18 protein-coding genes and 2 pseudogenes are annotated in these 23,579 nt (G+C 58.0%); 11 read left to right on the plus strand and 9 right to left on the minus strand.

Features of this window, described 5'->3' with window-relative positions:
• Positions 1-3: 3 nt before the first annotated feature.
• Genes nodI through ACVJ19_RS43400 form a run of 6 tightly spaced genes read right to left on the minus strand, consistent with a single transcriptional unit; the run spans position 4 to position 5,965 of the window.
• On the minus strand, positions 4-924 hold the full coding sequence (gene nodI / locus ACVJ19_RS43375; protein ID WP_011084827.1) for a nodulation factor ABC transporter ATP-binding protein NodI: 921 nt from the start codon (positions 922-924) through the stop codon (positions 4-6).
• Position 925: 1 nt separating this feature from the next.
• Entirely contained in the window at positions 926-2,635 is a 1,710-nt protein-coding gene (nodU, locus tag ACVJ19_RS43380; protein ID WP_014497812.1) for a nodulation protein NodU, read from the minus strand.
• A gap of 13 nt (positions 2,636-2,648) precedes the next feature.
• Entirely contained in the window at positions 2,649-3,278 is a 630-nt protein-coding gene (nodS, locus tag ACVJ19_RS43385; RefSeq protein WP_453947773.1) for a nodulation methyltransferase NodS, read from the minus strand.
• Complete coding sequence (gene nodC / locus ACVJ19_RS43390; protein ID WP_011084824.1) at positions 3,205-4,662, minus strand: chitooligosaccharide synthase NodC; 1,458 nt, start codon at positions 4,660-4,662, stop codon at positions 3,205-3,207. The genes nodS and nodC overlap by 74 nt, the downstream gene beginning before the upstream one ends.
• Before the next feature lie 14 nt (positions 4,663-4,676).
• Positions 4,677-5,336: a chitooligosaccharide deacetylase NodB gene (nodB, locus tag ACVJ19_RS43395; RefSeq protein ID WP_011084823.1), complete on the minus strand. Its 660-nt coding sequence runs from the start codon at positions 5,334-5,336 to the stop codon at positions 4,677-4,679.
• Positions 5,333-5,965 (minus strand): NodA family N-acyltransferase, encoded by a 633-nt coding sequence (locus tag ACVJ19_RS43400; RefSeq protein ID WP_011084822.1) that lies wholly within the window; start codon positions 5,963-5,965, stop codon positions 5,333-5,335. The genes nodB and ACVJ19_RS43400 overlap by 4 nt, the downstream gene beginning before the upstream one ends.
• Positions 5,966-6,758: 793 nt before the next feature.
• Here ACVJ19_RS43400 and nodD1 point away from each other — a divergent pair.
• The 9 genes from nodD1 to ACVJ19_RS43445 all read left to right on the plus strand — a co-directional run bounded on the left by nodD1 (position 6,759) and on the right by ACVJ19_RS43445 (position 16,973).
• Positions 6,759-7,703 carry a transcriptional regulator NodD1 gene (gene nodD1, locus ACVJ19_RS43405; RefSeq protein WP_018646994.1) on the plus strand — a complete coding sequence of 315 codons (945 nt, stop codon included), beginning with the start codon at positions 6,759-6,761 and terminating at the stop codon, positions 7,701-7,703.
• A 633-nt stretch (positions 7,704-8,336) separates the two neighbouring features.
• Positions 8,337-9,329 (plus strand): transcriptional regulator NodD2, encoded by a 993-nt coding sequence (gene nodD2, locus ACVJ19_RS43410; protein ID WP_011084818.1) that lies wholly within the window; start codon positions 8,337-8,339, stop codon positions 9,327-9,329.
• A 586-nt stretch (positions 9,330-9,915) separates the two neighbouring features.
• On the plus strand, positions 9,916-10,125 hold the full coding sequence (locus ACVJ19_RS43415) for a hypothetical protein (protein WP_014497819.1): 210 nt from the start codon (positions 9,916-9,918) through the stop codon (positions 10,123-10,125).
• A 122-nt stretch (positions 10,126-10,247) separates the two neighbouring features.
• Positions 10,248-10,961 (plus strand): MerR family transcriptional regulator, encoded by a 714-nt coding sequence (locus ACVJ19_RS43420; protein WP_026312621.1) that lies wholly within the window; start codon positions 10,248-10,250, stop codon positions 10,959-10,961.
• A 316-nt stretch (positions 10,962-11,277) separates the two neighbouring features.
• Entirely contained in the window at positions 11,278-11,676 is a 399-nt protein-coding gene (locus tag ACVJ19_RS43425) for an ABC transporter substrate-binding protein (protein WP_014497820.1), read from the plus strand.
• A gap of 100 nt (positions 11,677-11,776) precedes the next feature.
• Positions 11,777-12,376, plus strand: coding sequence for an ABC transporter substrate-binding protein (locus ACVJ19_RS43430; protein WP_245283467.1), 600 nt, complete (start codon positions 11,777-11,779; stop codon positions 12,374-12,376).
• A 1,478-nt stretch (positions 12,377-13,854) separates the two neighbouring features.
• The gene (locus ACVJ19_RS43435; RefSeq protein WP_014497821.1) at positions 13,855-14,217 is read left to right on the plus strand and encodes a hypothetical protein; all 363 of its coding nucleotides are present in this window, start codon (positions 13,855-13,857) and stop codon (positions 14,215-14,217) included.
• Between the two features lie 963 nt (positions 14,218-15,180).
• Complete coding sequence (locus tag ACVJ19_RS43440; RefSeq protein ID WP_011084811.1) at positions 15,181-15,426, plus strand: hypothetical protein; 246 nt, start codon at positions 15,181-15,183, stop codon at positions 15,424-15,426.
• Between the two features lie 821 nt (positions 15,427-16,247).
• On the plus strand, positions 16,248-16,973 hold the full coding sequence (locus ACVJ19_RS43445) for an outer membrane protein (RefSeq protein ID WP_014497822.1): 726 nt from the start codon (positions 16,248-16,250) through the stop codon (positions 16,971-16,973).
• Positions 16,974-17,320: 347 nt separating this feature from the next.
• Here the strand turns inward: ACVJ19_RS43445 and ACVJ19_RS43450 are convergent.
• A pseudogene (locus tag ACVJ19_RS43450) lies at positions 17,321-17,458 on the minus strand (LuxR C-terminal-related transcriptional regulator); the annotation flags it as partial.
• Between the two features lie 1,245 nt (positions 17,459-18,703).
• On the opposite strand from ACVJ19_RS43450, the gene ACVJ19_RS43455 reads away from it, so the two are divergent.
• Together ACVJ19_RS43455 and hemN are read left to right on the plus strand one after the other, a co-directional pair.
• A complete protein-coding gene (locus tag ACVJ19_RS43455; RefSeq protein ID WP_011084806.1) occupies positions 18,704-19,420 on the plus strand; it encodes a sulfite exporter TauE/SafE family protein in 717 nt (238 codons plus the stop codon).
• Positions 19,421-21,069: 1,649 nt separating this feature from the next.
• A complete protein-coding gene (hemN, locus tag ACVJ19_RS43460; protein WP_453947774.1) occupies positions 21,070-22,407 on the plus strand; it encodes an oxygen-independent coproporphyrinogen III oxidase in 1,338 nt (445 codons plus the stop codon).
• Positions 22,408-22,811: 404 nt separating this feature from the next.
• On the opposite strand, the gene ACVJ19_RS43465 is transcribed toward hemN, so the two are convergent.
• Complete coding sequence (locus ACVJ19_RS43465) at positions 22,812-23,114, minus strand: hypothetical protein (RefSeq protein WP_304567185.1); 303 nt, start codon at positions 23,112-23,114, stop codon at positions 22,812-22,814.
• A 122-nt stretch (positions 23,115-23,236) separates the two neighbouring features.
• Positions 23,237-23,579 (minus strand): annotated as a pseudogene (gene istB / locus ACVJ19_RS43470) (IS21-like element ISFK1 family helper ATPase IstB); the annotation flags it as partial.

Below are 23,579 nucleotides of genomic sequence, written 5' to 3' on the forward strand. Positions count from 1 at the left end.
CGCTCATTTCTCCATCTCGCGCCCGGTCAACCGCAAAAACACGTCTTCGAGATTCGGGGGGCGCTGCAGAACGCGAAGGTCCGTTCGCCCGCGCAGGTGCACGCTGATTTCGTCCGGACATCGCGCGTAACAAAAAAGCGTCTCTCCACTCACTTCGATATGCCGCGCATACGGCCTGATCAGCTCCCGGAGTTGATCTAGATCACCGCCATAGATCTCGATCACGTTGCAGCCGATATGCTCGTCGATCAAGGCGTCTGGCTTGCCTTCGGCGATTTTGCATCCACTCTCAAGCACGCATAGCCGATCGCAAAGGCGTTCGGCCTCTTCCATGAAGTGAGTGGTCAAGAGGATCGTCTTGCCGCGCGCAAGAAGAGCCCGCAGGCGTTCCCAGATCAGGTGGCGAGCATGCGGATCGAGCCCCGTCGTCGGCTCGTCCATCACGAGTAGATGTGGATCATTGATCAGAGCGCGCGCCAGCGTCAGCCGCCGCTTCATACCACCGGACAAAAGGGAGACGCGCACGTCCGCCTTGCTTTCAAGCCGCGCAAACTCAAGCAACGAGGGCACAACCGCTTCGATCGTGCGAGCGCTCATGCCGAAATAGCGGCCAAACACAAGCAGGTTCTCCCGCACGGTGAACTCGGGCTCAAGGTTATCGAACTGCGGCACCACGCCTACGCGCACGCGCGCCGCACGAGCGCGGGAAGGCACAGGCTCATCGAGGACCGTAATCTTGCCTCGATCGGGGGAAATCATGCCGAGGAGCATGCGTGCAATCGTACTTTTGCCAGCTCCATTTGGCCCAAGCAGCCCGAAGCACTCTCCGCGCGCAACCGAGAACGACAGGTCATTGACGATAACCTTGTCCCCGAATGACTTTCTCACGCCGACAAGGTCGATCGCCATATTGGACATGTTCATCTTAGGCTGACAGAAGTCGTTCCGTAGGCGATGACTTCTTGATGACCGTTTTGCTCCAGAGCATGCCCTCGCACCACACATGCTCGACGCGCCCCCATTGGCATGCCGCCGCAGCATCGGGAAAGAATCCCCGTCCATGGAGGTTGGCGCTCGTGGTGCAGAGCAGCGGAATGCCGGTGAGTTGCTCAAATTCGATGAGAAGCGCAGCAATTTTGTGAGGAGAGTTGCGGGAAATTGTCTGCAGCCGCGCCGAGCCGTCGAGATGTACCACTGCCGGGATCTTGTCGCGCCAATTCGCCCGGGTTTGGTGATCGAATAGCATGTAAGGATCTGGCGTACCCGGGCTGAAGATCTCCGGCGCACGATCTTCCAGACAGATCGGCACCACCGGCCGGAAGTGTTCGCGCCGTTTGATGTCGTTGAGATGATCCTTCATCTCCGGGGACGTTGGGGCCGCAAGAATGCTTCTACCGCCCAACGCCCGCGGCCCGAGCCCGGCACACCCGGAAAGAAAGATGACGGGCTTGTTGTCAGCAAGAATCGAGGCAAGTTCAGGCAGACTGCACGGCGCCGCCTCCCAGTCCGGCGGAACCTCGCTCTCCTGCAGGGCGGGGCCACTGTAAACTGACCATTCCAACGGCTCGAAGCCATCTTGCGCTGCCATAGCGCCGCACGCCGCGCCGATTGCCGAGCCACTGTCATTTGGAAACGGCGGCACCCAGACATCATCGAATAATCCGGTCGCGCGAAGCGCGCTGTTCCATTTGATGTTGAGACCGCAACCTCCGGCGATGCATAGATTTCGCGCTCCCGGAAGCGACGAGTGCCGTAGCAGAACCATCGCGATCTCCTTAACGAGAAGACGTTCCAGAAACACATGAAACGACGCGAGGACGTCCTCCGCGCGCTTGGCCTTCAGGCGCAATGCGCTTGACTCGAAGAAGTCGTGAATAACTGCGAGAGACGCTTCCGCATTGTTGATGTTTTCGCGGTAGCGACGAGCCTGCTCCGTGTCAGCCGCTGAGCGCGTTTCATAAAGCTCCTGGAACACTTCCACGATGCTTTCGTCCACGGAACCAAGCTCGATGTAGGCCATCAGCTTGCCAGCAATGCCCAAATCCCAACTGGAGCGGTTCGGCTGCCGGTATGGGCCGAAGTGAAGGCCCGCGGCGGCATAGGCATGGCCAATCATCGGAAACAGCGATCCGATGAGCCGCGCGCCCTGGGGCTCGACATAGTAAAGGCGTGGAAAGATACAGCCGTCCCATACCAGACACAACGCGGGTTTCCCCGCGCTGGCGAAAGGACTGGTGCTATATGCTGAGGCGACATGGCCCGTGACATGCGGGTAGCTCTTATATGGAAACTCCTCGCCTCCGAGGAGGAGGCCATAGCCGTCGACGGAATCAAGGAGGCCCTCAGCATGACGCTCGACATATGGCGCGCCTTTTAGCGCGACCGGCACCGCTCCGCTTAGGAGCTGGAACTGCGATTCATTCTCCCCGTCCCAGCCATCAATCACGAACTGATCGATGTCGCGCGGATTCAGGCCATGCTCCGCCAAGGCGAAGACGACTGCATCGAGATTGTCGACGGACTGATAGCGAGGACCATTGCCGCGCTTCTCTTGCTCGACGCAAAAAAGACGCCGACCGTCCTCGACGACAGCAATTGCTCCGTCATGTGTCAACTTTATTCCGCAGATGCGCATACGTCCTCCTGGCCTAATGACCGGCGTTTGATTGTGCCGACGCGCCGCCCGGCTTCAGAAACCGGACGATCAAGCAGTCTTCGCTCGCCGACCCGGTGCAGCAGTGCCGGCGCTCGATCTCTGATAGGCTCTCATTGAAGAGAGCGATCACCGTCTCAGCACCGGCAGCATGCCCCCAGCGTTGACATATTTCATCACGCGCAGACCCGAAAATGAGAGTCTCATCTGGCGCAAGCATACTCACCAGGTTGCGGATAGCCGCATGCATCTCGACGACGTCCCTGAGGTAGTAAAGAACCTCAGCCACGACAATCAAATCGAATTGCTTAGTGGTCGAGAACCGCTGAATGTCGCAGGTCACCCAACTAATATGTGACCATTTCCCGGTCCGCAGTCGCGTTCGCTCGATTGCCTGCGGCATGACATCCACGACCGTAAGTCGCTCGCATAGCGGCGCCAGCATCTCCGTGAATGCACCGGCTGCACATCCTACTTCGAGCGCAGACGCCGCATCTCCGTCGCGGCGCGACATCCGGAGCATTTGCGCGTATCGCTGCTGCTCGAACGCACTAGTGTCGAGGCGCCACGGGTCGTCGACAGCCAACTCTCGCTCTAATAACTGATGGTTTTCGTCCTGAGTCATCAGCCGACCACTTATTTGTAGACAGTCGAACGATCGCGACCGGAAACACTCTCCGTCGCCGCCAGGCTCGATGGAGGCTGCGATAACGCCGCCTTACGAATAGGAGCAGGCGCCCCCCTACACCAGCAGGACTTCGTCCGGCATTCGGGTGCAGGATGACAGGCTGTTTCCCCTCTTCCGTCGGCATATCGGTGACTTTCCGAGATAGCCAATCGCTATTGCTCAATGTACAAAGCGCATAGGCCTTCAAAGGCAGTAAGAGACAGATATTGATCGGCGTGTGGAGCGAGAAGCCGATAAACCGCAGCTCGCGGGCACGAAGCGCTGCCACACAGCACCGGACCGTAGTCATTGCAGCAATCGTCAATCCCGTCCACCAGGGTATAGAGCCATCGATCAGGAGCTGTGCGAGCGCAGCAAGTGATGAAATGGCGAGGAGCAATGGGCCGAGATTTTGCCCGATAACGTCTAGCGTCAAATAACCATCGAGCTCTGGCAGCAGGCGCCAAGCAAGAAACGTATCTCGAAAGGTACTTCGCGCCCAGCGGAGTTGCTGTCGTAGATATGGCCGAAGACTGTGCGGGACGACTGTGGCTGCTATGGCGTCCGGAACGTATTCGGTTCGAAACCCCGCCTTGAGCATGAGTATCGTTAGGTGGCGGTCCTCGCCGAAATCGCTCGGCTTCCCACGAAAGAATTGGGCTTCATATTGATCAAGAAGCAAGGCGAGCGCGGAACGCCGATACATGGCACATGGGCCGCAGCAACACATGACGGCACCGAAGCGCGCCTGTGCCGCGCGCTCTTCGTTGCACGCGAGCCAATATTCCATGTCGATCAGCCTGGTCAGCCAGGTCTGGTTGCGATTGCTCGCGATCAGCTGACCCATGGCCGCACCGATTCCCGGGTCATGCATCTTCAATACAAGCTTCGTGACGACGTCGGCAGCAAGTATCGTATCGGAATCGACGTTGAGAACCAGATCACCGGATGAGCTGCGTATCGCTGCGATCTGCGCCTTGCGCTTTCCCACATTGTTCGCCAACAAGATAAAACTGAATCTCGGATCGCTCGCATATATCCGGTGTACAGGCGCGACAACGTCGCGGTTTGCCGATCCGTCATCGACCACATATACCTGCATCTTTCCGGCGTAGTCTTGACTGGCAATCGACTCCAGACATTCGGCGAGTGTGTTCGGATTCTCGTTGAAGCACGGCACGATCACGTCCACAGCAGGAACGACCACCTCGGCTTGTCCAAGGTTGTCCAGCGATGAGTTGATCGCCGGCTGAGCATAAAGCGCTTGCACGCTCTTATAGATCGTCGATAGGAGCGCATAAGATGAAACGGCGGCAGCACTGGTCGTCGCGAGCAGGTCCATGGGGTGTCGTTTTTTCAGTGGAGTTGAGGGAGTGGACGGATTACAAACCCGCGCCGTTGTAGTGCTGGAATGAGATATGCCAGCGCCGTCCTGGTCTGATCGCGCAGCGTAGAGCCACTGGGCAATCCCTCCTCATCGGGAGGATATCCGTCGTGCAGGAGCACAATTGCACCCGGGCGTACGTTCGCCAGTACGGAATTCACAATTGCATCAACCCCGGGGCGGGACCAATCTCTAGGGTCGACCGACCAGTGCAGAGCCGTGAGACCAGCGCTCGCCGCCACTGCGAGCACATCTCGCGTCCATATGCCGTAAGGCGCTCGCATATGCCTGGGCGAGGCCAGCGGGCACGCCAGACGGATGGCTTCGCTCGCCGTCAGCACCTCGTCGTGTAGCTCCGTAGGTCCGCATCTGGATAGATCAGGATGGGTCATCGTATGGTTCGCAACCTCATGCCCTTCCGCAATCATTCGTCGGATGAGTTCAGGATGCTCCGTCGCGTACGTCCCGATGACGAAGAATGTCGCGGGGACCCGATGTTGCGCCAGGACATCGAGCACCTCTGGCGTACAAAATGGATTTGGCCCATCGTCAAAGGTCAAATGGACAGCTCGACTTCCGCCCGCGTCAGCGTAGTCGCAGCGGACAGTAGATAGGGTGGAACGCTCTGTCACAACTCAGGCCCGTTACGATCGATGACAGTCCCGGCCGGCCATTCGCTTATCGAGCGTCCGACCGGAAACACCACGACGATCACGTCTTCGATGCGCGTCGGCGATAAATTTGGATAGACATCCGGCAAGGTGGAGCGGACGCGAATGCCACGCATCAGGGTGGCGAGCCCCTGCCTTTCGACCAGTCGGGTCAAATGTTTTTCGAGGGCCGAGCGAACCGCGCCAAATCCGAATGGAACGCCGAGCTCCTGGAGTGCGGGATACATCACGCGCATTGCGTGGCCTATCCCGTGCCCCTCGAGATCGGGGCGCACCGCATACAACCCCAGTTCGGCCACAGGGAGATCGACTTCACCAACTTTGATGAAGCGGCGCAGTAGCCCGATGTGAGCCGCTACCCCGCGCGCGTCGTAACCAATTACGCGGAGCTCGGGTCTTGCTCCAGCCCAACTTCGGCTCCGCTCAAACGGCTGCGCATTGAACGCACCCGTCGGTCCGTAACTCTTGCGGAAGAACTCCGCGAGCTCGGCATGATCGGCGAGCTGCAGTTCACTTTCCCAACGAAGGCTCCACTGCACTTGAGCGCGCCCAGAAGATCCTTCCGCAGTCGGGGAGACGGCAATGTTCATGGCGAGCTTCCTTGCGCCGGTGGAATGAAGAGCGGGGATGGTCACGTCAATTCGCTATTCGCCGAACCGCCGATGAATGCTGAGATGCGCCGCCATGCTCTGTCGGAGCTCGGCACTGCTCGCCTACTCCGCGCCGCTGGCCTTTGCGCGACGGAGCGTTCGCTTGATTGCACCCTCGTGCGGTTGATGCCGCGCTCACGATAACTCGGAAGCTGCCGACGAGGCGGTTGGGCTAGCCAGAACCTGTCTGCACCAGCGAGCTTTTGTGCCTGCAGTCGCATCGCCCTCCGGCGCTTTGACGTCTGAGGGCCGGCCATCGGCGCGCAAGCCTCATCGATGGCGCATCGGAGCGGCATCAGATCACACTGGCTTTTATACATCTTCGACACGCCCCACATGCACTGGACAGGCGAGCCATTTGGAACGGCGCCTGGAATTCTTGGCATCCGCAACCTGCGTCTGCCTCTATTCTTCGACACTAGAATGAGGCTGAACGCGCCCTCAATTGTACGCGGGTAAACCTGAAATATGGAAACGGATGATATCCGCATACCAACGTTTATCGGGACGCGCTTGGCGTTCGAACGGCCACGCTTAAGGAGAAACAACAACGCGCGCCCATGGTGCGCTCCCACGTCTGGGAGCTCTTCTCTTAGCTCACGTGAACGACCGGAAACCATCGTGGCGCGTCTAATTGCTTTTTCCAAACTTCAGTTTGCTATCCAACCTCCCCCAGTTTGGTAAAATCGATTGTTTCGATAGAACACATCCACACGATGGATAGACTCATCACATGCGGTTCAAGGGACTTGATCTAAATCTTCTCGTTGCGCTCGACGCCGTGATGACGGCGCGCAACCTCACAGCGGCGGCTCGCAAAATCAATCTGAGCCAGCCTGCTATGAGCGCTGCGATCGCACGGCTGCGCACCTATTTCCGCGATGAACTCTTTACTATGAGAGGTCGCGAACTCGTCCCGACACCTGGCGCGGAAGCGCTTGCAGGTCCGGTTCGCGAGGCCCTGCTGCACATCCAACTCTCAATCATATCGCGGGACGCGCTCGACCCTGCTCAATCGAGCCGACGCTTCAGGGTCATTCTCTCAGATTTCATGACGATCGTTTTTTTCCGCAGAATTGTGGACCGCATGGCGCAAGAAGCCCCCGCGGTGCGCTTCGAACTGCTGCCATTTTCTGATGAACCGGATGAGCTGCTGCGGCGGGGCGAGGTCGACTTTCTCATTCTGCCGGAACTTTTCATGTCGAGCGCGCACCCTAAGGCGACGCTGTTCGACGAGAGCCTCGTATGCGTCGGATGCCGCGCGAACAAGCAGCTATCCCGGCAGCTTACGTTCGAACAATACATCTCGATGGGGCACGTTACTGCCAAGTTCGGACGCGCACTGAGACCGAACCTCGAAGAATGGTTTTTGCTTGAGCACGGCCTGAGGAGACGAATTGAGGTCGTCGTGCAGGGCTTTAGCCTGATTCCGCCCCTGTTGCTAGACACGAGCCGTATCGGCACGATGCCCTTACGACTGGCCAGGCACTTCGAAAAGCGGATGCCGTTGCGGATCATCCAACCGCCCCTCCCCCTGCCCACATTCACAGAGGCCCTGCAGTGGCCCTCATTCCACAATACCGACCCCGCGAGCATCTGGATGCGTCGGATATTGCTCGAGGAAGCATCCAACATGGCATCTGGGGACCAGGAGCCTCCAACTCGCAGGCGCTGTTAGGCTTACCTTAAGCTGCGCTCTGAACATCCCCGGCACACTGTAGAACCTTCGACGTGCCCCGTTTTCTTTCGTCTCTCCAGGGTATGGAGGTGAGAAGGAGCCACAGACGCGCAATGCGACGATCGGTCGCGAAGCCTTTTCCAGTTGTGCGCGTGGTGACCTCGAAGGTGCGGTTTGATGCGCTCACGACGCATTCAGGCTACGTCCGGCAACCATCGGAGAAGAATATGCCTGCCGTGCAAATGTTTGGCTCTATCACTAAAATGTCTTGAACCGCACATTGCGTCAGGTTGTAGGTTGCTCTCGTGACAAGCGCTGCACGACCCAGCTGTCGACACCGCGCTTTGGCACGCTGACGAACACTGGGCTGATCTGCCATCAGCGGACTGAACGACCCTGCTGCGTGGCCGGCCGGAACCGGCAAGACCAATTAGCTTGGAGCTCCCGACGCTTTCCCGCCGCTGCCGATCGGCTTTCCGCCTGCTCTCCATTGTTGCGGTCATCTCGCAAGCTTCCTTTCCCGGGCGCAGGAATGAGCCGATGTCCATTGGGGCGGGCCAAGACGATTGCTCCAGGCGCTGGCGCCACCGCACGCTATTGCGCAGCAACGACGTTTGTGCCGGATAGGAAGAGATGCGTTTCAAAGGTCTGGATCTAAATCTTCTGGTCGCGCTGGATGCTCTAATAACTGAGCGCAACCTCTCGTCAGCCGCACGCAAGATCAATCTTAGTCAGCCGGCAATGAGCGCAGCCGTTGCCCGGCTGCGCAAGCATTTCCGTGATGAACTGTTTGGAATGAGGGGGCGCGAACTTGTCTTGAGCTCACGCGCGGAAGGGCTCGCGGCTCCTGTGCGCGAGGCTCTGATGCACATTGAACTCTCGATTATGGCCCGACATCCGTTCGACCCAGCTCGATTGAACCGCCGATTCAGGATCGTCCTTTCTGACTTCGTAACAGTTGTGCTCTTCCGAAATGTCGTAGCACGCGTCACGCGAGAAGCCCCCGCCGTCAGCTTCGAATTGGCTGCGCCGACCGATGAACACGAGCTGCTCCTCCGCCGCGGTGAAGTCGATTTTGTTATCCGGCCAGATTTTTTCATGTCCAGCACGCACCCCAGAGCGGCCCTATTCGAGGAGCGACTCGTCTGCGTAGGCTGCTGCACCAATAGGGAATTACAACCCCGGCTTACATTCGATCGATATATGTCGATGGGTCACGTTGCAGTTAAGCACGGAGGTGCGCCCCGGACGCCAGTTGAGCATTCCTTTTTGACTGATCTCGGACCCACGCGGCGCATCGACATCCTCGTGCAGAGCTTCAGCATGATCCCGCCTCTCATAGTTGGGACGAACCGCATAGGCACGATGCCATTAGGGCTCGTGAGGCATTTCCAAAGAACGATGCCCCTTCGGATCGTTGAGCTTCCGCATCCATTCCCCGCCTTCACCGAGGCGGTCCAATGGCCCTCACTTCACAACAGCGACCCGGGAAGTCTGTGGATGAGGGACATTTTGTTTCAGGAGGCCACCCGCATGGCAACTACACAAGAGCTCCGTGTGACCAGCAGCCCGGAAGACGCGGAGCCCCCGGGACATTTCGTGCGATCCGTCTCACCGTTGCCGTAAGCACATTCGCGAAGTCTACGAACCTCACATTCCAACACTTGTCTCAACACACAATTCCTGCTCGCCTGGCTTGCTCTTATTGCCGGGGGAAAGGATCCTTGCGGCAGGCAAGAGGCGCTTTCGCTCTTCGCACCTCCGCCTCGGGGGCGAGAAACGGCAGACTGCCGACTTGATGCTTTTAGGGACGGGAACGGAACGGGGCCGGCGAGCGACGGAGCAATGCCTTCGCACTGAAGCTAGGCGTTTACGTTGCAACGGCCGCGGCAGGGCGCAGCTCTCTCAAGAAGGTAGGCCAGGCACGGAGCTCTTGCCGTCAACTCCCTGGGTCGGTAGTTGCTCCCGATGAACGGAGATGATCAGCTTATTCGGATTCCTACCACCGTTCATTGTGAGCATAGAGATCGTCGGACTTGCCGTGCCGTCGAAGCTAGCATCGCGAACGCGTGTGGCCTGAACGCATCACACAGCAGCACATCACATCCTCATCGCTTTGCGCCGCAGGTATGACTTCTTTTGGCCCTACCGCAGCCAAACGTCTTGACGACGTGCGCTGCGCTTGACTCAATTTCAAACAAGGAGCTGAACGTTGAAGCTTTGCAGCGGGGTGTTCGATCCAGAAGAGCTATCTGCCCTCGGACGGCTTTATGACGGCGCCGTCGACGCGCTACCTCCGTCGATGCGGAGTCCAGAAAACTGCGCAGCAATCGCCAAACTTATCCTGGAGCGTACGGCGGCTGGCGAGGCTGAACTGGCACGCCTGGCGAACTTGTTGATCACCCTTTCTCCTGAGGGTTGATCAGCCGCCATTCTAAGGATAGTCACCACTCGCGCGCATGAATTAAAGGCGATTCAACTGGAGCTTAGAAATCCGCTTGAATCATACGTGACGTCAGGTTGTAGGCTTTGAAATTGAACAACATGAACAGAGCTACACCAAGACGGCGTCGATGGCGCATTGGCGAACTTGCAGAGGCGACCGGAGTAACGGTGCGCACGCTGCACCATTATGAGCACACTGGACTGCTAGCAGCGACAGAGCGCACTGAGGGCGGTCACCGGATGTATGACCGCGAAAGCGGGCAACGGGTTCATCAGATTCGCGCGCTGCGTGAGCTTGGCTTCTCGCTCGTGGAGATCCGTAAAGCTATGGAGGGGACGACCTCACTCACGGACTTGCTGCGCAAACATCTAGAGCGCATAGAAGTCCAAGTCGCGCGCACAACTCTGTTGCGCGACCGTTTGCGCAACATGACCATCGACAGCGAGGCGCAGGTAAGTGTGGATGAGCTGCCTGCCACCCTGAACGCCATGTCGCGCGCCGAGACGCGGAGTCAGACGTCCCGGTGCACCTGCAATTTAGCTGCGGAGCGAGAGGACCGCTGGCGGCGAATCCGTGATGATCTTCGCGACTGCATGGATGGGGGCGAGCACCCTTGCGGAGAGCGCGCAAAGGCTGTCGCGGTTGCAGCACGCTTGCTGATCAGCGAAATCGCCGGCGACGATTCACGTGTTTCGATGATCCTGAAGGTACTTGCACGATTAAGCGCGCCCCGCAGTCTGGCTGGTTGGGATCCCTGTCTAATGCAATATCTCGATCTTGCCCTTGGCGGATTGGAGGATCAGCCTTACTGACGCATTCATGGCGGGTTCCACACGCCGGTTAGGGCAAGCTAAGAAACGCTAGGTGAACCGGCCGCTCTCCGACGCGGCTTGGAGTTTTACGGAATCAAACGGAAGGATTGTCACCGCCGGTCGATCCGCGTCCCTGACGCCTCCATCGCTCTTCCCAAAAGGGCTTGATCCGCACGTAACGTCAAGTTGTAGATCTTACCGTAGTTGGCGGCTCGCCCGGCCAACGCAGGTTTGCCCAGCAAGCAACGCCTGTCTACAGGCGTGGTTGACTACAACCAGTTGCGGTTCACTTCAGGTGAGCATTGGAAGCTCTACAATGGTAAATAAGCGGCATGCCTCTCTTGCGCCTGCGGCGCTTCTCTTCTGCGCTCTCGTCGCTCCGTCTGCGCGCGGCTCTGAAATAAAGATCGCCGTGGCTGGCCCAATGACCGGAAGCAGCGCTGCATTCGGCGCGCAAATGCGCGATGGTGCGGCTGCGGCGGTCGAGGTCCTGAACGCCTCAGGCCAGCTTCCCGATAATGCCAAAACTATATTGAGCGTCGCTGACGACGCCTGCGACCCTAGGCAAGCTGTCGCAGTCGCGAATAAGCTCACGACAGAGCGGATCCTGTTGGTGGTTGGCCATTTTTGTTCCTCTTCGTCGATCCCGGCCTCCGACATCTACGCGAAGCTGGCATCGTCCAGGTGTTACCAGGCTCGTCAACTCCTCAACTAACAGAGCACGGCCTTGAGACTGTCTTTCGGATCTGCGGCCCGACGACCAACAGGGAGCCGTTGCCGCCGAGTACATTCACACGAATTATCGCCTCGAGAAAATCGCGGTGCTGGACGACAAGAGGACTGCTGGCAGGGGGATTGTCGACGTGGTTGAAGCCCGGCTTCATCGATTGGGACGGCAGGTGAGCCGGCAAAGCTATGTTGCCGGTGAAAGGGGCTTCAGAGCCTTGCTCTCAAGAATGGAGAAGGACCGGCTGCGCGTCGCCTATATCGGCGGCTACCACACCGAAGTCGGATTGTTGGTACGCCAGGCAGCAGAAGCAAAAGCAGACCTCACGGTCATGGCGAACGATCCGCTGATGACCTCCGAATTCTGGGCCATTACCGGCAGCGCTGGGAATGGCACATTGTTTACCTTCATGCCCAACCCCGCTGGGAACGCCAATGCTGCCAGTGCGGTCGCCGGACTCAAAGCTTCCGGGCTGCCCGGTGAAGGCTACACACTATACGCTTGTGCCGCTGTGCAAGCCTGGGCAGAGGCGGTGAACCGGAGCGGCTCCTTCAATGCTGACCGGGTCGCCAGCGCGCTTCGTTCCCGACCGATCGACCGGTTCGACAAAAGGAGGGACAACTCGGCTTCTGGATTTTTGGTTTATCGCTGGCGCGACGGTCATGTCGAGCGTGTCAAGAAGTACTGATTTTCATGCAACGCAGCATTCCCCACGCGAAGTATCTCGAATGATGAGACGCCCTCAGAACGTTGTCGCAGCAATGCTCGCTAGCGCTTTTATATTCGCTGCTTTTGCAGCGTTTTTCGCGCTCGCTGCGGCGCTCGCAGAGCTACCGAGCGCCGCCCTGCCGAAGGTGCTACGCCCGATGATAGACAAATAGCAGCCCCCTTGTCTGATCCCGTCTGCAGCACTGGCCTCGGAGGCGGCCATTTACCGTTCTGCTAGGTTTGAAGGCATGCCCCTTATGCAGCCAGTGATCGAAGGTTGAGGACTAGGAAAGCGAAGCTAACGATTCTTTATGGACAAGCACGGATTTTGTTGGAGACGTTCGCCTTCTGTCAGATTCGTGCCCGACCAGCATCTACGCATTCTCTAGCCTGGATTATATCGCGCAATCTCAGATCCACGAATGGAAGAGACAGCGGGACGGCACGAAGCAATCAGGCCCACTACCTAGACTATAGCCGAGTATACGGGTAGCGAGAACTGGTGGATAGCCGGCGCCGGGATGCATGTCTCTCTTGGCCGCGGGGGCACCAAGGTTTTGGCGTCCAAGTCAACGCTACTCGTTCCGCTACTTCGTGCGCTCTCAAGCATGGCGGGTCATCAGCGGCTCAGCCGCCTGCCCGGGCATTCCCTATGCTTCCTAGCCCGGATAGCAGGAGAACCAATCAACCGGCTCCGATGAAGGCGGTGAGATTGCTCGCCTGCGCTATCAACGAACTGGATGCATCCCATCAACACTTTCTATTTTACTAATTGAAGCCAAACACCGCATAAGTCGATCGCCGGCTTACGGAAGGCAGTGTTCACGAATGTCGCGTGATAATGGATCACTTGGTCGCAGAGCAAATCACGTGCTTCTTGGCTGCTTCGAGCAATGTTTGACGGCAAGACACGTGGGGGCACGAATGCAGTGCGGTGACCAGTCGCAGTTGGCGCGCAATCTACACGACGTTGCCTGCCCCTTTGGGCATGATACTTGATTGCTCTAAGAAGACAGCTATCACGCACACTCGGCGATGGTAAATGCCTCCGCAGCGTAGAACTCGGGCAGGTGAGTTGGCCTTCGCAGGGGTGCGGGCTGGACCTTTCGCTCTGACCAGGCGGGTCGCCTCAACAGTCCGGCGCTGTTGCCGCGGCTCCAAGCAGAGCAGTACAATCAGCTGTGTGGCCCCGAACAGAGTCACCGCTGTTGCCGAACGCACTGGGCGGCTCGAGAATCCATTCAAATCCCGCGCCATCGGCAACGCTTTTCGTTTTTCCCTAGACGCTCATTGCACTTTTGCAATCCTTTCGCGGCACATATGTGCCCCCTCTTCCAGGGGACCGGAAGCGCCTCCTGTGCAGCAGTCATTTGTCCAGCGAAGCGTCCGCCGTTTGGCGAACGGGAAACGATACCTCTACTCCGCCTGTCTTGCATTTCACCACTTTGGAGAAATACCGTGGAACTTGACCCTTCCAATTCACGCATACAAAACCTCGAGGATCGCGTCGACCTGCAACTCGACATCGTGGCTGGGCTCATGCGCGAAGAAGGCAACGAGCTGGAAGCGATCCGATTACTTAATGCCCTCATAGGCCAAATGATCACCGCGGAACTGGAGCTCGGCCAGCTTGGCGATACAAGAACCGGCCACGGACGAATGCGATTGTCGCAAGACCGTGGCGTTTACCACCCCGAGGACCTTCAGATTCTGGGACGCCTTTTTGATCAGACTGTGGCGGCATTACCGGCCGCGCTGCGGACTTCCGCCAATCGATTGACGATCGCCAAGCTCATTCTTTCACGTGCGGCAGCGGACTGAGATTTCATTTGCGCTTTTTGGAGATTGATGGCGTTGAGCGGACGTTTATGGCTGGGCTGACAGTTACACTTAGGCCGCACACACCAGGGATCGACATTTGCTGTTTATGGGCTCACCGTCCGTAAGCGCGCCGCTTCCGCTGGCCTTTCATATGGCAACAGTTCGCCACCACTTTCGAAATCAGGCTTGCTCTATCTCACGCCGCCGGCGACGCATTCGATCTAGCTGGGCCTTGCTGTCCCTCGACGCCTTTCACGAGCTGCAAGTATCCAAAGCTCGGAAGCGCGCCGCCGATCCCACGCTGCGCCGGCTTTCCTACGCAACTCCGTATTGAACCCACACCGACGGCGCCCGGCCCTTCTTTGCCAAACGACTAAGAATCCGCCGTGGGGAAAGTGCAATTGCCCTTGCATCTCGTTCCCTCTCTTAGGCGCCTGACCGGTAACAAACACCACGGCCGGAGCAGAAAGCCACGCGCAGGTGAATATCACACGGCAATAGGCGTCGAGACTTGTCGCAAAGCAGACAAGTCTCATCCGGAACAGGCTACATCACCCCAAATCCGACGTCACAAGCGCCATTGCGGTTTGAACGCTTCTTGAGAGTGGGAAAAGAGTAGGCGGCCTTTTTCATCATGCTGGGCTTTAACCGCAACCCGTGGGGGCCGATCTTCCGAATGAAGGAAAAGCCACAATTTGGTGACCGACCAAGAGGCCCACGACGGCAATGAAGGGCACGACAACTCGTACTCGCTTCACTCTTTTCAGAATTTCTTCGAATTGCGCGGGCATTACGGCGTTCGGTCATCGCAACTTCAACAAGCATCTATATCCTCTCCTGAAGTCCCGGGAGTAGCGTGGAAGAGGTTGAAGAGCAGATGTCTTTCGTGCTGAGACACGCAACACAATCCGGTTGCTTTTGAGAAGGTACTTCCTTGTATCAGGATGTCGAGGAGCGTTAGAGATGGATCAGATCTTTTCCGAGCAGGTGCAGGTGCCAGATGCCGTTGTGAGCGTCGCATTTGACAAGGCTTGGAGCTTTGTCGAGAAGGATCCGCTGCTGGCACATAATCTGAAGGCCGTCCTTCATAGCCGATTGCGCACTTACCTCGAGTGCTCGATAAGAAACGGCGAACGGAATGCTTTGAATCTGGCCAACGAGGCGATACGCAACTTGCGGGCTGAACTGGCACCGTCGACCGGGCAATGACTCGCTTGTGCCTATTGCGGCGAGAGCATCCGGCGCCGTTAAGGCATTTAGGGCGCCTCATACGGTGGAAAATTCGGGCCAGTGCGTGGTCGAGCAGACTTTTCTCTAATCATGTGCGGCCCCGCTGAAACGAGAGCGCTCGAGAAAGCTGTTGCCTCTGCAGCTCCTCTGGCGGCCGAGACCAGGAAGCTGAACACCAGGCCCAGACGGCGGCGAGACGGGGCGCCGCGCTGGTATTCGCTCGCGCCAGGAAACCGACCACGGTGACCTTGAGCTCGGCACGATCTTGCGCAACTTCAAGCAAGAGCACTGTCTAGCACGCAGTGGGCTTCCCGACCCATCAATCAAGGTCGAAGTTGACGGACCATCGAGCTAGACTTGTGGTCGTTCCAGAGCCAAAGCGATCGAGCCTGCAATCGATCGGCATCGCGTTGCTCGCGATTGCAAGCGATAGCACGTCCGTGTTGCCGGAAGAATGACCTTAAGCGCCTGAGGCGTGCCATCGATCCAGTACTGTAAGTGCGGCTGGGCGTTGCCGCAGCTTAGCGACGGAAGGAGCCGAACACCTTTTGGCTTTGCTCCGCGTCGCAGGTGATCATGAACGATCATTTTCAAAGAGGATGATCCGCGCGAGGCGACCACTGCCGAGCCACAGTGTCTCGGTAGAAGCAAAGCAGCGGAAACCGCGAGCTCCGCAATCTGACGCCGCGGGCGATTGGGCACGTTTCTTTCCAAGACATGTTGTGCGCCAGTTACAGCAATTCGCGTTCATGTTGTTAAACGGCACGGTGCCTGGGGCACCTAAAGGAAACAACACGCGAATGAAAAAGATTCTTATTCTGACTGCATGCATCGGCGCACTCTGTGCGGCCGCCCCCTCATTCGGCACGGATCTGGCCGGGCAGCCCGTCAAGGTCAAGGCGGCACCGCTGCCGGTCGCGGCCCCGATTATCGATTGGTCCGGCTACTATATGGGCGCAAACGGTGGCTGGGGAACGAGCCACAATTGCTGGGATTTCAATGGCATCACTTCCGAGGGCTGCCATAATTCGACTGGCGGTACCGTTGGCGGCCAGATCGGCTATCGTTGGCAAATCTTCAACATGGTGTACGGCCTCGAAGGCCAGGGCAACTGGGCCGACTTCCGCGGCTCCAATGTCAGCACCGCCTTCCCGACAGACACCGTTGGCACCACGACAGATGCATTCGGCCTACTCACGGGCCATATCGGATACGCGTTCAATGCTGTGCTCCTTTATGGCAAGGGCGGTGCTGCGGTGACCAGCAACACCTATTACGTCAACTCGGTGGCAACCGGCACCGAGCTTGGCAAAAACAATGATGTGCGTTGGGGTGGCGTGCTGGGCGCCGGTGCCGAAGTCAGCCTCACGCCGAACTGGTCAGCGGGCGTCGAGTATAACCACTTGTTCATGCAGCGCAGCAACATAAGCTTCCCAGCGGCCCTTGGCGCGGATCGCGCGCACCAGGACGTCGATCTCATCACGGCACGGCTCAACTACAAGTTTGGCTGGCCGTTCGCCAGATAAAGATCTCCACGCGTTTGGATGAATCGGGACCCCGGCCCGCGGTCGGGGTTCTTTCCTCAGCTGTTCCTCTCCCTAGACCCCTGTCCGACGTCCCGAGCAAGCGGTGCGGGCTCATCTGAGCAAAGAATCACCCGCTGGTGGAGAGAGCCATGCTCCGACCAGTGAGCATTAGATCGGCCGATTCCACATCTTACCGACCTTACGAAGCCCCAGAACCTCACCCAGCGCGAGATGCAGACTTGCCCAAAGGAGGGTTATATCTGCGAGTTCACCGAAAGCACCGTGCTCAACTTGCCAGAAGCTGGAAGCCAAAGATGTGACAGTTGGCGGTCGTTCCTCAATTGAATTCAAAGAACATCGAGGCGAATAGCTATCGCGACTGCTTGAATCCGGCTGGTCGCACCCAGCTTTCCCATCGTATTCTTGACATGAAAATTGACTGCATTCTCGCTGATTTCCAGGATCATCCCAATTTCCCATAACGATTTTCCTTCTCTGACGCCATTGGCCGCATTCGTTGCTCTGCCGGCGACTGCGCCAGGATGATCGCATCGTCAAACAACCGAATAGCGTCATCATCCTTGCTCCGAGGCGATCGACAAAGTGCTCGCTGATGGCGAGCTGGCGAACTCGGAGATCATCGCCTGTCGTCCGTGCGGATCGACTCCATGCGAACACAAGGATGCTCCATCTTACTCATGCCGGCAGTGATAGAAGGGCCGAGGGCCCCGGGACTGTGCTGGCGACAAGAACCGAGCGCACGCACGGCTAGATGCTTGGGTCGGTTTAGCTTGCATGGCGAGAAAACGCAGTCGCGTCCGAACGGTGCTTCGCTTTGTCTCTCGGGCGAGCACGAGGAGATCTTGGGCTCTGAACTACACGTAAGGTAGAGCACGCACCTTTCAGTGCGAGACTCGATCTGCGTCTTGTCAGTACCAATTCCCTGCTTTGAGATGAAGACAACAGAAGTGTCATCTTTTTTCCCAATCTTGCGAATCATCCATCGCTAACCTGTCGCTGATTCTCGGCGTGTGACAGCGTCGGTGACGCGATCGATGAGCTGAACGGAAGATCCGATGCAGACGCCATACTCCCCGCATCGTTGTCCGGCATTTCATCGGGCCCGTCCGGCAGGCCCGGTACAAACGAACCGAACGGACAGAAATGGGCCACGTCAAAAACGCAACAAGCGATAGGCGCAGTCGCGAAACCTGTTTGATGCGGAAGACACTTTGCATGCGCATTCCAGAAGGAGAGGCCCCCGGATCGGACTAGCAAGTGCCATACCAACTGTTGATTTCGCCAAAATCAATCGTCGCAAAAGGACTTCGAATGCGGACGGTTGGTTGCGAGGTAGGTGCCTCGAAGCATTCATGACATGGGGAGGGAAGGCGACAGTACCATTGCGAGCTGCGGCACGGGGTAAGCTACAGCAACAAATGCAGCTCACCTCGGCAGCTCACCTCGGCCGCCCCCTCGAGTGCCGTCCTCTCAGGGCCTCAAACGCCCCCTATTGGGGCCCAGTCAACTACCAACCTCGGCAATTGATGGGAGGGTCCACACATGGCACTCGCTAAGGAACTTGAACTGACTACACCTCCGGCCGCACGATTCCGGCGAACCGCTTAGATCCGCCCCGAGCGGAAATACAATTAGGCCGCACCAGATGCACGAATCATGATGGGCTTGCTAATAAAACGGGCGAAGATCGTCGCCAAGATATGTGAAGCATGACTTCCCTGCTCTTCGCGATCATCTCCCTGCTATATGCGAGCGTTGGCCAGGCTGGCGGGACTGCATTCCTCTCGCTAATGGCTTTTTTTGGTATGTCATCGACAGAGACGCGCCCCACGGCGCTTGGTCTCAACATTGTCGTCGCGGCTTATTCTACTTGGCTGTTCAACCGCAACAAGGTCGTTGACTGGACAATCCTGCGCCCTCTTCTCTTTTCGTCAATGCCAGCGTCGCTTGCCGGTGGCTTGATTGTGCTCGAGGAGCACATGTACAAAACACTAACCGGACTCGTTCTTCTTCTGGCGAGCGCAGTGATGATCATGCAGCGGGGACGAGCTGTCGATCGCGTCGGCGAAATTCCGCTCCGGGAAAGCGTGAGCATTGGCGCGGTCCTTGGCCTCGTTTCTGGCCTGACTGGGGTGGGCGGCGGTGTGTTCCTCGCCCCGACGCTCATCGCACTGAATTGGGCATCACCGAGGCAGACCGTCGCGCTATCACCCCCTTTTATCCTGGCCAATTCCACAGTCGGCTTCGTCGGAGCTCTTTTCACCGGGCAATTTCCCTCTCCGGATTTGGCTCTATACGCTATCTTCACGCTGGCGGGGGCGGTCGCTGGAGCAGTAATCGGCCTGAAATGGTTGAGCCAGACAGCCATCAGATTCATACTGGCGGCCGTTCTGCTCGTTGCCGGCATTCAATTGGTTCGCGCTTAAAGTGGAAACGCGCATCTTTCATGCGGGCGATCCCAGCGCGGTCAGATCGAAGTACAAGGTTTCTGCGAGCCGCGGCTCAAGCCTGGTCCGAGCGCCTTGCCCAACACTGAAAGCCGCCAACACGATCGCGAAAAGCCGTAGGGTCGAGCGAGGGTGAGGCGGATCCGAGCGCGCTCCGCATCGTCCTGAGGCGGACGGTCAGTACTAGATCGCATCCGATTCGCGCTTCCAATCGACCTGCAGGATCAACGTCGGGCAGGCCGGGCGAGCAAACGAGGCGTACGCCGATCTCGGCTATGGCCTGGCGCGACGCTTCAATCAAGCGTGCCGGACGAAGAGCACCTGATCGATGGCGATCCGGCAAGCTCTCACTACCCTGAGGACCGCGCCAGGGTGCGCATTCGACTTGGTTAGGAGCGATAGGGCGATGAACTCTCAATATAGTATTTCTGCAAGGCCGCGCAATCTCCTTTCTCGCGCGCGTGTGGGCTGCGTCCTCATGGAGAATATTACGAAGATGATGTCCACGCTCGATTGGTTTTCGAAACAGACACTTTATCGATCCAGTGTGAATGGACTGGAACGCCAGGATGCGAATCCCATTTTCTGTAATCATGAGGCACAACCTTACACCCCGGCTCCTGCATACATGGCCTCCAGCTCGCAGCGTAGGAATGTTTTGTGACGGGATGATCGACGCCTCACCAGGCGACTTATGTGGAACCGAATCTGGAGGTCCATCGCATTGATGCGACGCCAATGAAGACTCGCTGCATAGATATGCGATCTGGCCGATCAACAGCTGCAACGGCGTTATCAGAAAAAAAACGCCTCAACCGATGAAGCAGAATAGAAAGTACAGCAAATCGTTCCGAGCTCGCGTTTGCCATCAGCACGACGTCCAACTCGTTGTGAGTTAGTGACATGTATTTGGATCTGAACGAGACGCCGGCGAACCAAGGCGTCCCGACGCACTTTGCCGGGGGCGTGAAGTGCGCCGGGGCCACCCCAACATCATCAGTACATCCGTGATGATGCTTGCGGCAATGAGACAAGCAGCGTGGCGGAATTGAGGCTCATTGATTTTATGCTGGAAACCAAAAAAGTTTTTCGTGAGCTGCTACAAAAGACTTGAATCGCACGCAGCGTCACGTGCTGCAATCGCACATCGCACATCGCACATCGCGCTCTGCTCTAGCAAGTCACTTATCTCCGTGACGCTCCGGCCTTGAACGGGAGGCATCCGTCGATTGCGGAGCAACCACGTCGGCCTTTCCTCGGAAGTCCAGCAACAAGCTCAGCTGCCCTGCTGAGGTTTTAAGATCCCTGTTTCCGTCGCAAAAAGGCAGCACGCCAGGGGGAATGCGGAAACGACGCTGCCCGATGAGCGATTGATACTGCGCACGGCTAGTCGCGGTACACCGCGCTAATTCGAGCGTCCTCGTAGAAATTCATATGCCACCATAAACGTCCGAATAATTGCGGACGAGCGGCGCTCACTTCCAGGCATGAACCCCAACGCTGCGTTTGGCCGTGACGTCGAGAGCAGGCCAGATCTCAGGAACCGTTAGACGCGTTTGACATAACGCAAAGACATAACAGTGGGCATCGGTCAGCTTTATGCCGCTCGACCATGAGAAAGTTAGGCTTTGCAGACGTCTCTCCTGAACAAGTATTGCGACGCTCGCCTGCCTTGGTACACCATATACCCGACCGTGCCGGATTTCTCCGCGACCGTCGGTGCCAAGACTTGTGAGACATGGTTGAGGCGGCTGCCGCCCGACGATCCCGTGTCGCTATACATCCACGTTCCGTTCTGTCGTGCTATCTGTTGGTATTGCGGCTTCCCTACAAGCCTCACTCGCAGCGAGCGACCGATCCGCAAGTACTTGGCGACGCTGCATGCCGAGATACGTTTGGTCGCAGAGCAAGCGCCTCGCGCGCTGCCGGTAAGCGACGTGCATTTCGGCGGCGGGACGCCGACTACTATTGCACCGGCCGATTTTCTCGCCTTGATGGCACTCCTGCGACGCTGCTTCGCGTTCAGCAAATCAGCTACCATCGCCATAGAAATCGACCCACGTGCGTTCACGGCCGAGATGGTTGAAACATTACAAGTGGCCGGCGTCAATCGCGCGAGCATCGGCGTGCAAAGCTTCGACGGGGTGGTTCAGAGGTCGGTCAACCGCGTCCAGAGCGAGGTGCAGACGGCGTCTGTCGTCGAAAGCCTTCGCCAGCATGGGATAAGCCGCATCAATTTCGACCTCCTCTTCGGACTGCCGCATCAGACGGTGCGATCTTGCGTGGACTCTACACGGACGGCTCTGGCCATGCGGCCAGACCGGCTTGCAGTTTTCGGCTATGCTCACGTCCCCTCCTATATGAAACGTCAGCGCCAGATCGATGAGACGGCGCTGCCGGATAATCTCGCCCGCGCCGAGCAAGCCGCGGCTATCGCAGATACGCTGGTCTCGGCTGGCTACCGCCAGATCGGGCTCGACCATTTCGCCCTGCCCAACGACGAGCTCGCGCTGGCGCAGAAAGCCGGTCAGCTTCGCCGCAACTCCCTGGGCTATTCGGCTGATACCTGCAAAACCGTGATCGGCTTAGGTCCGTCAGCCATCGGCCGTCTGCGTGAGGGTTACGTTCAGAACGAGAGCGCAACCGCTTCCTATCACCAACACATTCAGGCTGGTCGTCCGGCAACCTCAAAAGGCTACTGCCTCTCCCCCGAAGATCGCCTCCGCGTCGCAATTATCGAGCGTCTGATGTGCGATTTGCAGGCCGACGTACCAGCGATCTGTGCTGCTCACGGATTTGATCCAATTCCTCTTCTCAATTCGGCCGACCGGCTGGGAATGCTCGCCGAAGACGGGATAGTGGACATTGAAGAGGGATTCATTCGGGTCAAGCAGGAACACCGGTTTCTCGTTCGTGCTGTTGCTGCCGCATTCGACACCTATCTCGACCGTATCCCTATTAACTAAGCCGCGCATGTGAGCAGATCTCAAACATTTAAGCTCTTCGCGACGGAATGATCTGAAGAGGCACCTCCGGCAGACAGGCCAGATTTCGAGGATGCAGCGGCGGTGTCATGACAACGATCTTTCAGATATGGCCTCAAACCGGGAGGGCTGACTAAAGGGAAGCTGATTTGAAGGAGAAGCGCAGCGGATTCCGCCGTTCAGGGCCACGGCTCGATCATGCCGAAAGGGCTCTGCCCCACCTCCCCCTGCTCTTGATGATGGTGACGGCCTCAGCGACGTGCCGCTGGAGACGCCGGCGCCCGCACCAGCTTCGGGAAATTTACGGCTGGAGGCAGCTTTGCGAAGCTACGGTCCACCTCCTCGAGCACAGTTGGACACTCGACGACGCCTGCAGCGTCCCAGACTCAAGGCTCGGCTGTCTTCGGTCCGGCGATCACTGGCGCGCCTCCGACGGAAACAGGTCCCTGTGGTTTGGACCGCCCGAAGCGTTTCCTGGCGGCGCTCGAAACAGCCCGGGCTGGCGACAAAGGAGGCTCGGAAGCAGCAGAAGGGACAGGTGTTGAACTCTGCAGCGCATCGATCCGCGAAGTCAGTATGGTGATCTGATCCAGGACCCCTTTGAGGACATCCCGCTGGGCATCGATCCGGCGGTTGAGTTCTGCGATCTCATCACCATTTTTCTGCTGTGCCCACTTTATCTCGGACAAGGATGCCCTGTCCTCCGGTGGCAGGTGCGGATTTCACGGATCGTGAGCATCGATTTCGCGCGATCGTGAGCACTGAATTCAGACGATCGTGAGCAGCCCGCTACGGCCGATGGGAGATAGAGTCAGTGTTCTGGTTGGCCGTCAAGGGTGATGGTTTTGGCGCTGCGTTTTCGCATGCTTTCTCCGGTGAGCTGGAGGCGGTGGGCGTTGTGGACGAGGCGATCGAGAATGGCGTCGGCGACCGTGGGGTCCCCAATGGCTCCATGCCAGGTGTCCACGGGGAGCTGACTTGTGACGATGGTGGATGCGCGGCCATGGCGGTCCTCGAGGATTTCGAGCAGATCGCGGCGTTCCGCGGCGGTGAGCACCGATAGTCCCCAATCATCCAAAATCAGAAGCTGAGCGCGGCCGAGGCTTTTGAGGAGCCGAGCGTAACGTCCGTCTCCGCGCGCGAGCGCGAGCGCC

It is taken from the genome of Bradyrhizobium sp. USDA 376 (assembly GCF_054063675.1).

Bases quoted from the DNA above. Each gene is read 5' to 3' on its own strand.
- nodI (WP_011084827.1), bottom strand. From the start codon at position 924: ATGAACATGTCCAATATGGCGATCGACCTTGTCGGCGTGAGAAAGTCA.
- nodU (WP_014497812.1), bottom strand. From the start codon at position 2,635: ATGCGCATCTGCGGAATAAAGTTGACACATGACGGAGCAATTGCTGTC.
- nodS (WP_453947773.1), bottom strand. From the start codon at position 3,278: ATGACTCAGGACGAAAACCATCAGTTATTAGAGCGAGAGTTGGCTGTC.
- nodC (WP_011084824.1), bottom strand. From the start codon at position 4,662: ATGGACCTGCTCGCGACGACCAGTGCTGCCGCCGTTTCATCTTATGCG.
- ACVJ19_RS43400 (WP_011084822.1), bottom strand. From the start codon at position 5,965: ATGAACATTGCCGTCTCCCCGACTGCGGAAGGATCTTCTGGGCGCGCT.
- nodD1 (WP_018646994.1), top strand. From the start codon at position 6,759: ATGCGGTTCAAGGGACTTGATCTAAATCTTCTCGTTGCGCTCGACGCC.
- nodD2 (WP_011084818.1), top strand. From the start codon at position 8,337: ATGCGTTTCAAAGGTCTGGATCTAAATCTTCTGGTCGCGCTGGATGCT.
- ACVJ19_RS43420 (WP_026312621.1), top strand. From the start codon at position 10,248: ATGAACAGAGCTACACCAAGACGGCGTCGATGGCGCATTGGCGAACTT.
- ACVJ19_RS43425 (WP_014497820.1), top strand. From the start codon at position 11,278: ATGGTAAATAAGCGGCATGCCTCTCTTGCGCCTGCGGCGCTTCTCTTC.
- ACVJ19_RS43440 (WP_011084811.1), top strand. From the start codon at position 15,181: ATGGATCAGATCTTTTCCGAGCAGGTGCAGGTGCCAGATGCCGTTGTG.
- ACVJ19_RS43445 (WP_014497822.1), top strand. From the start codon at position 16,248: ATGAAAAAGATTCTTATTCTGACTGCATGCATCGGCGCACTCTGTGCG.
- ACVJ19_RS43455 (WP_011084806.1), top strand. From the start codon at position 18,704: ATGACTTCCCTGCTCTTCGCGATCATCTCCCTGCTATATGCGAGCGTT.